Origin of the sequence: Nocardia sp. AB354 (assembly GCF_049538315.1) — a bacterium.
Lineage (GTDB): Bacteria > Actinomycetota > Actinomycetes > Mycobacteriales > Mycobacteriaceae > Nocardia > Nocardia nova.
Map to the genome: position 1 here is coordinate 1 of NZ_JBMVFU010000002.1, position 12,031 is coordinate 12,031.

11 protein-coding genes are annotated in these 12,031 nt (G+C 68.4%); 4 read left to right on the top strand and 7 right to left on the bottom strand.

The features are described 5' to 3' along the window. Nucleotides 1–222 precede the first annotated feature (222 nt). On the bottom strand, nucleotides 223–1,629 hold the full coding sequence (locus ACPCUW_RS02520) for a PLP-dependent aminotransferase family protein (protein WP_423423548.1): 1,407 nt from the start codon (nucleotides 1,627–1,629) through the stop codon (nucleotides 223–225). A gap of 121 nt (nucleotides 1,630–1,750) precedes the next feature. Here ACPCUW_RS02520 and ACPCUW_RS02525 point away from each other — a divergent pair, with 121 nt between their 5' ends. Next, complete coding sequence (locus tag ACPCUW_RS02525; RefSeq protein WP_305780620.1) at nucleotides 1,751–2,425, top strand: pyridoxamine 5'-phosphate oxidase family protein; 675 nt, start codon at nucleotides 1,751–1,753, stop codon at nucleotides 2,423–2,425. On the opposite strand, the gene ACPCUW_RS02530 is transcribed toward ACPCUW_RS02525, so the two are convergent. Next, on the bottom strand, nucleotides 2,412–3,638 hold the full coding sequence (locus ACPCUW_RS02530; protein ID WP_423423549.1) for a hypothetical protein: 1,227 nt from the start codon (nucleotides 3,636–3,638) through the stop codon (nucleotides 2,412–2,414). The genes ACPCUW_RS02525 and ACPCUW_RS02530 overlap by 14 nt on opposite strands. Before the next feature lie 6 nt (nucleotides 3,639–3,644). Then, nucleotides 3,645–4,418 (bottom strand): crotonase/enoyl-CoA hydratase family protein, encoded by a 774-nt coding sequence (locus ACPCUW_RS02535; protein ID WP_423423550.1) that lies wholly within the window; start codon nucleotides 4,416–4,418, stop codon nucleotides 3,645–3,647. Nucleotides 4,419–4,471: 53 nt separating this feature from the next. On the opposite strand from ACPCUW_RS02535, the gene ACPCUW_RS02540 reads away from it, so the two are divergent. Continuing rightward, nucleotides 4,472–5,068: a TetR/AcrR family transcriptional regulator gene (locus ACPCUW_RS02540; protein WP_305780618.1), complete on the top strand. Its 597-nt coding sequence runs from the start codon at nucleotides 4,472–4,474 to the stop codon at nucleotides 5,066–5,068. A gap of 10 nt (nucleotides 5,069–5,078) precedes the next feature. After that, nucleotides 5,079–6,698, top strand: coding sequence for an acyl-CoA dehydrogenase family protein (locus ACPCUW_RS02545; RefSeq protein WP_305780617.1), 1,620 nt, complete (start codon nucleotides 5,079–5,081; stop codon nucleotides 6,696–6,698). A 36-nt stretch (nucleotides 6,699–6,734) separates the two neighbouring features. Here ACPCUW_RS02545 and ACPCUW_RS02550 read toward each other — a convergent pair whose 3' ends face one another. From ACPCUW_RS02550 to pgi, 3 genes are all read right to left on the bottom strand, one after another. Then, on the bottom strand, nucleotides 6,735–7,505 hold the full coding sequence (locus tag ACPCUW_RS02550; RefSeq protein WP_305780654.1) for an ArsR/SmtB family transcription factor: 771 nt from the start codon (nucleotides 7,503–7,505) through the stop codon (nucleotides 6,735–6,737). 113 nt (nucleotides 7,506–7,618) lie between these two features. Then, nucleotides 7,619–8,044 carry a hypothetical protein gene (locus tag ACPCUW_RS02555; RefSeq protein WP_063014237.1) on the bottom strand — a complete coding sequence of 142 codons (426 nt, stop codon included), beginning with the start codon at nucleotides 8,042–8,044 and terminating at the stop codon, nucleotides 7,619–7,621. 105 nt (nucleotides 8,045–8,149) lie between these two features. After that, complete coding sequence (gene pgi, locus ACPCUW_RS02560; protein ID WP_423423551.1) at nucleotides 8,150–9,802, bottom strand: glucose-6-phosphate isomerase; 1,653 nt, start codon at nucleotides 9,800–9,802, stop codon at nucleotides 8,150–8,152. Between the two features lie 124 nt (nucleotides 9,803–9,926). Here pgi and ACPCUW_RS02565 point away from each other — a divergent pair, with 124 nt between their 5' ends. After that, nucleotides 9,927–11,378 carry an NAD-dependent succinate-semialdehyde dehydrogenase gene (locus ACPCUW_RS02565; RefSeq protein ID WP_305780615.1) on the top strand — a complete coding sequence of 484 codons (1,452 nt, stop codon included), beginning with the start codon at nucleotides 9,927–9,929 and terminating at the stop codon, nucleotides 11,376–11,378. Nucleotides 11,379–11,524: 146 nt separating this feature from the next. On the opposite strand, the gene ACPCUW_RS02570 is transcribed toward ACPCUW_RS02565, so the two are convergent. Beyond that, nucleotides 11,525–11,833: a chorismate mutase gene (locus ACPCUW_RS02570; protein ID WP_036505489.1), complete on the bottom strand. Its 309-nt coding sequence runs from the start codon at nucleotides 11,831–11,833 to the stop codon at nucleotides 11,525–11,527. Nucleotides 11,834–12,031: the final 198 nt, after the last annotated feature.

The following is a 12,031-nucleotide window of genomic DNA, read 5'->3' on the forward strand; positions in this document are numbered from 1 at the left end:
GCGGTGATCCGGTCCACCACGTCCGCGAGATCCTCACCCCCGGAACCGCTCACCACACACTCCCCGATCCACGAACCGTCGATACGCGACCACGCTCGCAGCTGCGCGCCTCGACCTCGGGAGGAGCAGAAGCAATTTCCACAACCGCCTCGATCTATCGCTCGTCAGGGTCGTACTCGGTTCGAGAATTTCGTACCCCGAGGCCAGCACGCAACCGAGCTGCTATTGCCACCCGTGGAAAGGGGGCCGCATCGGGCCGGCGTATGACGCGGCCGCGAGGCATTCGGCGGCGATGGTGATCGCGGCGCGCAGTTCGGCGGAGGGCAGCGCCGCGTAGCCGATCGGGGCGCCGAAGGTGTGCGGTCGATCGGCGTGATGGCGGGCGAGGCCGTCGAGCCGTACCCCGCGATCACGGGCGTGGGCGATCGCGGCTTCCTCGACCGCGGCGGATTCGAGCGGGACGAGCACATGTGATCCGGCATGGTCGCCGACGACATCGAGCCCGCGGGCGCGAAGTTCGGCAACCACGAGTGCCCGGCGCGGCGGCATCTCACGGCGCAGGCGGCGCAGATGACGGGCCAGGTCGCCGTGCCGGGCGAGCTCGGCGAACACCAGCTGACCGGCGGGAGCCGGACAGGTGCCGGTGCTTTCCCGGTGGGCCGTCACGGCGTCCGTGACAGCCCGGGAGGCGACGAGCCAGCCGACGCCGAGCGTGGTGGACAGGATTTTGGAGGTGGTGCCGAGATGGATGACCCGACTCGGGTCGAGGCTCGCCAGCAATGGCAAAGGGGCACTGTCGTAACGCAATTCGCCGTCGTAGTCGTCCTCGATGATCAGCGCGCCGGTACGCCGGGCGAAGTCGATCAGTTCGACGCGGCGGGCGGCGGGCATCCGGGCGCCGAGCGGGAACTGATGGGCCGGGGTGCAGTAGACGGCGCGCACACCGGCGGGAATTCTGTCCACTCGAATGCCCTTGTCGTCCAACGGTATCGGCAGTACCTCGATACCCGCGGCGCGGAAGGCGCCGACCGCGCGGAGGTAGCCGGGATCTTCGACGGCCACGGTGTCGCCACGGCGCAGCACGGCGTGGGCGAGTTCGCCGACCGCCGAACTGGTGCCGGAGGTGGCGAGGACGACACTGTCGCTGCCGGGAGCGAGGCCGCGATGGCGGAGCAGATGTTCGGTGATCATGGCGAGGTAATCCGGTTCGCCGCCGCGGTCCTTGCGCGCCGACGGCAGCCGGTCACTCGCGGCGCGCCAGGCGCGACGCCAGGCCGCGCGGTCTATCGCCGCCACGCAGGGTGCGCCCGGGGCCAGGTCGAGCAGTTCGCCGACGACATCCGAAAGAGCGCTCGCCGCAACGGGTTCCGGTACCGATGCCGGTGCGGCGGTGAGGTAGGTGCCCGAGCCGTGCCGTCCCGAGATCCAGCCCTCGGCATGTAATTGGTCGTAGGCGGCGGTGACCACCGTGCGGCTGACGCCCAGGCGTTCGGCCAGAGCGCGGGACGAAGGGAGTCGCTCGCCGCCTCGCAGCCGGCCGGCCGTCGCCGCGGCGCGCAGTTCGTCGGCCACCTGGACCGACAGCGGGCGTGGTGCATCGCGATCGATCGACAGCGGGAGGTCCTCCACGATGCTCCCTTCGGCTCGAATGCCCCACTGGGACGATCGCGCGGCGTCCGCACAAGTGGACTTCCGAAATAGCTCCTGATTGGCCATATGGCGATGCCACCCGATCGTAGACCCTGGTCATATGCCAGGAACACCCACGCGCCCGAAGCTCTCGCCGACCCCGCGCAGCACCGTCACCCGCTATCGGGACCGCGCCGCCACCGACCGCTCGGCCCTGGACGAGGTGCTCGACGCCGGACTGATCTGCCATATCGGGGTGACCCTGCACGGCGCGCCCGTCGTGCTGCCGACGGTCTACGGCCGCAGCGCGGACACGCTGTACCTGCACGGATCCACCGGCGCCGGCAACCTGCGCGCCGCCCTCACCGGGGACATCTGTGTCGCGGTGAGTCTGGTCGATGCGATCGTGTACGCCCGTGCGGCCATGCACTTTTCGATGAATTACCGCTCCGCCGTGATCCACGGGCGCCCGGTCGAAGTCACCGACCCCGAGGAGCGGCTACGCGCGTTGCGCGTCATCGTCGACCATTCCGCCCCCGGCGCCTGGGATACCGTGCGCGCGCCCGACAAGAAGGAGCTGGCGGCCACCCTGGTCCTGGCCCTCGACCTCACCGAGGCCTCGGTGAAGACCCGAACCGGCGATCCCTCCGACGATCCCGCCGACCTGAACAGCGACGCCTGGGCGGGCCTGCTCCCGGTCCGTCAGGTCTTCGGCACTCCGATCCCGGCGCCGGACCTGGTACGCCCGGGCGCCGTCCCGGACCACGTGACGACGCGGATCCTCACCACGCGGTGACCGGTACCTCGAATCGTTCGATCGCCTTCCGTGCGAAATCGACCAGCGCATCGGAGGATTCGATCCGCTCCTGATCCAGGCCCACCAGAGCGAGGGTGTACGTGTGCCCGATCCGGCACAGGTAGGCCGCGAGGCGGGTGCGGGGGAGCGCCGTCGGTTGCAGTCCGGGATGGATGGCCCGGGCGGCGACGCCGGTGCAGCGATGCGGGCCCAGCTGTGCCAGCGAGGCCGGGAGGGTGCCGATGTTCGAGCACAGAATGTCACGTTCGCCCGCACCCCGGGAGAGCCGGTGCGCGACGCGCGCGGGCAGCACCTGCAGCAGTTCCGCGGGCATGCCCGGGGGACCGGACATCCGGTATTCGTATGCGGCACGGCACTTCTCACGCAGGGTCGCGGGAGTATCGGTGCGCTCGACCACCACTTCGGTCATGGCCATGTCGTTGTTGACGCGGCGATCGTCGCGGGTATCGACGGGAACGGCGGCGGTTATCGGCGAGTCGAGAAAACCGCTGTCCCACAGCATCTTCGCGACGACGTGGAGGAACAGGCTGTTCGCCGTTCCGCCCCGCCCCGCCGCGGCGAGCTCCCAGTCCGCCGCCGGAAATTGCAGGACCGCATCGGTTGTCGTCGCCGTCTCGGCGCTGCGGCACGCTCCGTCACCGGGTTCCCGTGGCACCCCGTGTCGCAGGGCGCGCGCACTGCCGGACAACACGGTGCTCCACTGCCTGGCCGCATCGGACCAATCCGACTGCGGTGCCGCATAATCCGTGAGCGGCGAGCCGGACAGCGCGTGGTCGACGGCCAGCGCCAGGCCGCGTCCATCGGCGAGGGCATGCGAACAGGTCAGTGCCACCACCGAACCGCCCTCGCGCAGCGCCGCCGCGGACAGCCGCCACCCCGGCCCGAATTCCGGATCCAGATCGTAGCCCTGTTCGTCGGCCCAGCTCAGCAGGTCGGCGGTGGCGATGCCGCCGCCGGCGATGCGCAACGGATGGGCGCCGTCGTTGCGCCGCCAGTACGGCCGCGCACCCGGAACTCGGGGGCGGACGACGCGGCGGCCGAGGGGGCCGACGCGCAGGGCGGCGTGGATCTGTTCCAGCAGCCGCCTGTCGATCGGGTCGGCGGTGCGCCACAATCCCTGCAGCGCACTGGGAGTGCCCAGACCGCGATGGGCGCGCAGGAAGATCTCGTCGACGACGCTGAGCCGGCCCATCGCCGTTCAGGCCGACGATCCGTGGCGGCCCGCTCCGCCGGCGAACCGCTGCGCGCCCTCGAGCGCACCGTCGGCCAGCGCGGTGAAGTCGTAGCGGAACTCGCGGGCCATCGCCTCCGATTCGTCCAGCCCCCACTGCTCCAGCGCCGACATCCGGTCCGAACGCAGGCAGGTCTGCGGCAGGGCGGCCAGCTCGGCGGCGAGTCGCTCTGCGGCGGAACGGGATTCACCGGGGCCGACGACGCGGTTGACCAGTCCGATCTGCAAAGCCTCGGGTGCGGCGACGGCTCGGCCGGTGAGAATCATGTCCATCGCCCGGCCCGCGCCGACGATGCGCGGTAGGCGCACCGTGCCACCGTCGATCAGCGGGACGCCCCAGCGGCGGCAGAACACACCGAATGTGCTGTCCTGCTCGGCGATCCGCATATCGCACCACAGCGCCAGTTCCAGCCCGCCGGCTACGGCATAGCCGGAGACGGCGGCGATCACCGGCTTGGACAGCGTCATGCGGGTGGGGCCCATGGGGCCGTCGCCGTCCTCGGCCGCCCGGTTGGACTTCTCGGTGCCCAGCGATTTCAGATCCGCCCCGGCGCAGAAGGTGCCGCCCGCGCCCCAGAGCACCGCGACCGCCGCGGTGTCGTCGGCATCGAATTCGCGGAACGCGGCGGCCAGCGCCTGTGCGGTCGGTCCGTCGACGGCATTGCGTGCCTCGGGGCGATCCAGGATCACCGTGAAGACCGGCCCGCTGCGCTCGATTCGTACGCTCACGAATTCGACCATACGGCCCGCCCCGGCCCTTGCGTCAAGAAATGAATTTGTGATTCACTTCTTGCGTGGCGTACCGCAGAACCCCCGCCGTGCAGGCGCGACTGGACGCACAGTCGCGTGCGATCGTGCACGCGGCCATGAAGGTGCTTTCGGAGCAGGGCTTCGGCGGGCTGTCGATGGCCACCGTCGCGGCGGAGGCCGGAGTCGCCACGGGAACCGTCTACAAGAGTTTCAGCGGGAAGGCCGAGTTGGTCACCGCTGTGTTCCGGGACGTCGTCACGCGCGAGGTCGCCGCGGTCGCACAGGCCGGGGCGGAGGGCGGCGTCGTCGAGCGCGTCACCGCCGCGGTGGAGACCTTCGCCGGGCGCGCGCTGAAGAATCCCAAACTCGCCTACGTCCTGCTCGCCGAACCCGTGGACGCGAGCGTCGATACCGAACGCCTGCGCTTCCGCAGGGCCTTCGCCGAAACCTTCGAGTCCGCGATCGCCGACGGTGTCGGCGCCGGGCAACTGCCGCCCCAGGACCCGCGCACCGCCGCCACCGCCCTGGTCGGCGCCATCGGTGAGGTGCTGGTCGGACCGTTGGCCGAGCAGCTGCAGAGCGAATCCGTGGTGCCCGAACTCGTCGCCTTCGCGCTGCGCGCGCTCGGCGCGCACGAATAGGAGAACTCATATGGCCACCCACGAAGTATTCAACCAGGTCCCGCCGATCACCCCATTCGACTTCTCCCGCAACCCGGCCCTGATCGAGGGCCTGCACCGGGAGGGTGCGGGCTGGGCCGAAGCCGAGGTGCGCGAATTGGGCGCGCTGGCGGGAAGTTTCGAGGCGCAGGAGTGGGGCCGGCTGGCCAACGAGTACCCGCCGGTGCTGCACACCCACGACCGCTACGGCAATCGGGTGGACGAGGTGGAATTCCACCCCTACTGGCACAACCTGATGGACGTCGCCGTACGGCACGGCCTGCACGGCAGCCCCTGGCTCGACGATCGGCCCGGCGCGCACGTCGCCCGCGCCGCGAAGTTCTACACCTGGGGCGTCGCCGACGCCGGACACATGTGTCCCATCTCCATGACCTACGCCGCGGTTCCGGCACTGCGCCACAATCCCGAACTGGCCGCTCGCTTCGAGCCGCTACTCGGTTCGCGCACCTACGATTTCGGCCTGCGTGAGCCCTCGACGAAGGCCGGTCTGATCGCCGGGATGTCGATGACGGAGAAGCAGGGCGGCTCCGACGTGCGGGCCAACACCACCACGGCCACACCGCAATCCGACGGTACCTATCGCATCGTCGGGCACAAGTGGTTCACCTCCGCGCCGATGTCGGATATGTTCCTGACGCTGGCGCAAGCGCCCGGCGGCCTGTCCTGCTTCCTGCTGCCGCGTGTGCTGCCCGACGGCACCCGTAACGCGCTGCGGCTGCAGCGCCTGAAGGACAAGCTGGGCAACAAGTCCAACGCGTCCTCGGAAATCGAGTACGAGAACGCGACAGGCTGGCTGGTCGGCGCCGAGGGCGCGGGTGTGAAGACCATCATCGAGATGGTGAACATGACCCGTCTCGACTGTGTGATCGGCTCCGCGACCGGCATGCGCACCGGCGTGGTCTACGCCGCTCACCACACCCGGCATCGGGAAGCGTTCGGCGCCAAGCTCGTCGACCAGCCCGCCATGCGCAATGTGCTGGCCGACTTGGTCATCGAATCCGATGCCGCGACGACGGTGATGCTGCGGCTGGCCGGTGCCACCGACCGCGCCGCGACCGATCCCGCCGAGGCGGCGCTGCGTCGAATCGCATTGGCGGTGACCAAGTATTGGGTCTGCAAGCGTGCCCCCGCACACGCGGCCGAGGCGCTGGAATGCTTCGGCGGCAACGGCTATGTCGAGGAATCCGGTATGCCGCGGCTCTATCGGGAGGCGCCGCTGATGTCGATCTGGGAGGGCTCGGGCAATGTGGCGGCGTTGGACGCCCTGCGCGCCATGGGCCGGCAGCCGGAGACGGTCGAGGCCTACTTCAACGAGGTCTCACTGGCCCGCGGCGCCAACCACCACCTCGACGACGCGATCGACCGGATCGGCAAGGAGCTCACCGACCTCAGTGATATCGAGTTCCGCGCCCGGCGGGTGATCGAACTGATGGCGTTGGTGTTGCAGGGCGCGCAGCTGGTGCGCCACGGCCATGCCGCCGTGGCGGATGCCTTCTGCGCCAGCCGATTCGGTGGCGACTGGGGAATCGCCTTCGGCACCCTCCCGGTGGGAGTGGATACCGAGGCGATCCTGCAGCGCGCCTTCGTCTGATCCGAATTCGGCTGATCCGGATTCGCCCGATCCGGCTCAGCCCACCGGTTCGCTCGACATCTCCCACGGGGCCTGCGGCAGTACGTCGCCGGTCTCGAGCAGGGACTTGAGGTTGGCCAGCACGGCCGGCCAGCCGCTCGAAATGCCTTGCAGCATCTCCTGATTCGGCAGATTCTCGTGCGTGACGGTGAGCCGGACGATATCGCGGTGCGGTTCGACGAGGAAGGTGACCAGCGACGGCGAGCGGTCGGCGTCGGGCATATCCTCGAAGGTCACCACGAGGCGGTGCGGCGGATCCGATTCGATCACCTCGCCGACGACGTCGACGGCCCCCGAGCCGTCGACGCGACGGTGTTCCCAGCTCGAACCCGGTTGCCAGTCCGACACATTCGCGTGTCCCCAGTATCGGGCGGTGAGATCGGCGTCGGTCAGTGCCTTCCACACCTGGTCGGCGCTGGCATGGATATAGGTGACGTAGACGTAGTTGGGCACGGTGGTGCTCATGGCGTACTCCTCAGCCTGGTTTTTGATGGCCCGGATCGCATCCAGTCGCGGCCTGTCGAAGACGGAGATCCATCGTTGTTCGATGTCGTGGATAGGTGCCGGATTGATGTAGTGCACCCGTTCCCGCCCGCGTCGCAGCACGGTGACCAGTCCCGCTCGCACCAGGATGTCGAGATGCTGAGTCAGTGACTGGCGCGCCATCTCCACCCGCTCGCACAGTTCGCGCAGAGTCTGCCCGTTCTGCGCGCGAAGCCGATCCAGCACCAGCCGCCGCGTCGGGTCGGCCAATGCCTTGAAGACCACGTCCAAATCCGGTTCGGGTTGCACGGGAAAATTATGCAGGCATTTACCTGCATAAGTCAACGGGTCCGGTGAGCAAGCAGGCGAAGATACGGCGCCGTTGGTCGTTACCGATGTCAGGGCGCGGCGGCGATGGCCAGGCCGATCAGCGCGACCACCTTCAGCAACTCGAGCCCGATGTACCAGTAGTGCGCCGTCGAGCGGGGTCCGTCCTCACCGGCCAGGACCCGGTTCGAACGCCGGGTCAGCGGCGGCCGGACCGCCACCACCTGTATCGCCAGCACGACCGCCGCGCCGATCAGCCATCCCCAGGTCGCCCCGCTCGGGCCTACTACGGCTGCCGAAATCAGCAACAGCACCGCCAAGACGGCCTCGGTGATGTTGAGCGCCTTGAACACCAGCCGACCTATACCCAGCCCGAGGGCGAGCGTCACTCCCGGCGCGCGGAACTTCAGCGGCGCCTCCAGGAAGGAGATGGCCAGCACCATGCCGAGCCACAGCATCGGCAGGAACCACAGCAGATGTTGTGCAACCGAGGTCATATTCCGGACGTTACAACGGGGCATCGGGCCATGGCAGTGCCCTGCTCACATTCCCGGCATGAGATCAATTACGCATCCGGGCGGGGGATTTTCCGTGGTGGCGGGTCAGCGGTGGCCGCGATACCACCGAATCAGCGCATCGGTCGACGAATCCGATTGCGGTGCCGGATCTTCCGCGGAGGTGAGCAGCGGCTCCAGGGCGAGCGCCTGCTGTTTGCCCAGCTCCACGCCCCACTGGTCGAAACTGTCGATTCCCCAGATGGTGCCCTCGACGAAGACCTGATGTTCGTAGAGCGCGATCAACTGCCCGACGACCGACGGGGTGAGTTGCGGGGCCAGGATCGTGGTGGAGGGGCGGTTACCGGGCATCACGCGATGCGGCACCAGGGCCGGATCGAACCCCGGAGTTCCGCCGTCCTCGGCCTCGATCTCCGCCGCCGTGCGCCCGAAGGCCAGCACCTTCGTCTGCGCGAACAGATTGCTCATCAGAATGTCGTGCATGCTTCCGGAGCCGTCGCGCGTCGCGAGATCGTCGGTGGGACGGGCGAATCCGATGAAATCGGCCGGCACCAGCCGGGTGCCCTGATGCAGCAGCTGGTAGAAGGCGTGCTGCCCGTTCGTTCCGGGCTCACCCCAGAAGATCTCGCCGGTCGAGGTCGTCACCGGACTGCCGTCCAGCCGTACCGATTTGCCGTTCGACTCCATGGTCAGCTGCTGCAGATAGGCCGGGAAGCGCGCCAGATCGTTGGAGTACGGCAGCACCGCGCGCGACTGGGCACCGAAGAAATTCGAGTACCAGACCCCGAGCAGGCCGAGCAGGATCGGCGCATTGCGCTCCGGCGGCGCGGAGACGAAATGTTCGTCGACACCGTGCATTCCGGCCAGGAATTCGGCGAACCGCTCCTTCCCGATCACCGCCATCATCGACAGCCCGATCGCGGAATCCACCGAATAACGGCCGCCGACCCAATCCCAGAACTCGAACATATTCGCGGTATCGATACCGAAATCGGCCACCCGCTGCGCGTGGGTGGACACCGCCACGAAATGTTTGGCGACCGCGTCCTCGCCGAGCGCCGCGACCAGCCAGCGCCGCGCCGCGGTGGCGTTGGTGAGCGTCTCCAGCGTCGAAAACGTCTTGGAGGCAACGACGAAGAGAGTGCGCGCCGGATCGAGGCCGTCGAGTTTCGCGGTCAGATCCGCCGGATCGATATTGGAGACGAATCGTGCCGAGATCCCGGCATCCGCGTAGTGCCGCAACGCTTGATACAGCATGGCGGGACCCAGATCCGAGCCGCCGATGCCGATGTTCACCACCGTGGAAATGCGTTCACCGCCGGCGCCGCGCCACTGTCCCGACCGCACCGCATCGGTGAAATCGCCCATCCGGCGCAGGACTTCGTGCACCTGCGCACCCGCGTCGGCGCCGTCGATCATCATCGACGCGCCGGCCGGCAGGCGCAGTGCCACATGCCCCACCGCGCGGTCCTCGGAGGTGTTGATGTGCTCGCCCGCGAACATCGCGTCGCGGCGCCGCGCCACACCCGCCGTCTCCGCCAGATCGAGCAGCAGATCCAGAGTTTCGCGCGTGATGCGGTGCTTGCTGTAGTCGATGTGGAGATCGCCGACCTCGACGGTCAGCTCGCGTCCCCGGTCCGGATCCTCGGCGAAGAATTCGCGCAGATGCCGGTCGGCCACGGCCGAATAGTGATCGTGCAGTTTCCGCCAGGCCGCCGTCGCGGTGATGTCGCTGCTCACTCCCGCGAGATTACAGACCTGTTCCCGTATGCGCAGGGAGTGATGTCGCCGGCTCTCTCGCAGATAGTCACCGCCCACCCGGCAGTTGCCCGCGCCCGCGTCCATCGCGGCCTACCCTGAGCACATGGTGTCGCAAACCGAGTTACTCGAATCCGTCCCCACGCAACTCTGGATCGGCGGGCCGGTGGATGCCACCGGTGGCGCCACCTTCGCGGTCGAGAATCCGGCGACCGGAGAGCCCCTCACACACGTCGCCGACGCCACGCCCGAGGACGCCGTGCGGGCCCTCGACGCGGCCGTGGCCGCTCAGGACAGCTGGGCGGCGACCCCGGCCCGCGAACGCGGTGAGATCCTGCGCGCGGTCTACGAGCGGATCGTCGAGCGCACCGAGGACTTCGCACTGCTGATGACCCTGGAAATGGGTAAGGCGCTGCCGGAGAGCCGCAACGAGGTGCGCTACGGCGCCGAATTCTTCCGCTGGTTCAGCGAGGAGGCGGTCCGGGTGCACGGCCGCTACCAGACCGCGCCCACCGGCACCGGTCGCATCGTGGTCCACAAGCAGCCGGTCGGACCGTGCCTGGCCATCACCCCCTGGAATTTCCCGCTCGCGATGGGTACCCGCAAGATCGGCCCGGCCCTGGCCGCCGGCTGCACGATGATCGTCAAGCCGGCCTCGGCCACGCCGCTGACCATGCTGCTGCTGGCGAAGCTGTGCAGTGAGGCGGGGCTGCCGGACGGCGTGTTGTCGGTGATCACCTCCAGCCACTCGGGCGCGGTGACCGAGCCGCTGATCAACGATCCGCGGCTGCGCAAACTCACCTTCACCGGCTCGACCGGGGTCGGCAAGAAACTGGTCGAGAAGTCCGCCAACGGCCTGCTGCGCACCTCGATGGAGCTGGGCGGCAACGCCCCGTTCGTGGTCTTCGACGACGCTGACATCGATGCCGCGGTGCAGGGCGCGATGCTGGCGAAGCTGCGCAACGGCGGCGAGGCCTGTACCGCCGCCAACCGGTTCCACGTGCACAACTCGGTCCGCGCGGAGTTCACCGACAAACTCGTCGCCGCCATGCAGGAGGTCAAGCTCGGCCCGGGTGACGACCCGTCGACCACCCTCGGCCCGCTGATCAACCAGGACCAGCTCGACACCGTCAGCGAACTGGTCGAGGACGCGGTCGAACGCGGCGCCGAGGTGCGCATCGGCGGTAAGGCGCCCGGTGGGACCGGGTACTACTACCCGGCGACCGTGCTGTGCGAGGTACCCGAGCAGGCCCGCATTCTCAGCGAGGAGGTGTTCGGCCCGGTCGCGCCGATCGTCGGATTCGATACCGAGGAGGAGGGCCTCGCCGCCGCCAACGACACCGAATTCGGTCTGGTCGCTTACGTGTACACCCGCGATCTGGATCGTGCGCTGCGCATCGCCGAGGGGCTGGAGAGTGGAATGGTCGGCATCAACCGCGGCGTCATCTCCGATCCGGCGGCGCCGTTCGGCGGGGTCAAGGCCTCCGGATTCGGCCGGGAGGGCGGCTTCGAGGGAATCGAGGAGTATCTGTCGACGAAGTACATCGCCCTGCCCTGATCCGGCGGTTCCCGGATACGAAACGGCCGCCCCGGGGGATCGGCACCCGGGGCGGCCTGGGGTCGCGGAGTTCGTCGAGACGATCGCCGCGTGGTCTCGAGGGCTGCCTGTTCGGCAGTCCGGTCAGTGGCCGAGGCGGCTGTAGATCAGTGGCCGAGGCGGCCGCGGCCCAAGCGGAGCAGCAGCATGGCCAGCGTGTGACCTTCCTGGCCCAGTTCGCTGAAGCGCTCCAGCACCTTCATCTCGCGAGAGTGCACCAGGCGCGGGCCACCGTTGGCCATACGAGTGCGGCCGATGATGCGCGAGACCTCGGTGCGCCGCTTGATGGCCGCGAGAATCTCGGCGTCGAGGCGATCGATCTCCTTGCGGAGCTTCTCGATCTCCGCCTCGCTACTCGGCAACGTCGCATCGGAACCGGTCGCGGGCTGATCAATCGGCTCAGTAGAGGTGCTCATACTTTCTTCTCCTCGTGTCAGAACTTCGATCGGCGTGCGGCCCTGCCCCGTTACCGATCTAGTTCCTCCACCGTGAAACAGACCTGTTCGGCCTTGAATTGTCCCCCGTCGAGTGTGCGCTCACGTGCGAAATCGGCGACCACGAATACCTTCGTACGCCTGAACAGCAGAGGTCATGAGCGCGCTGGTCATGTGGCC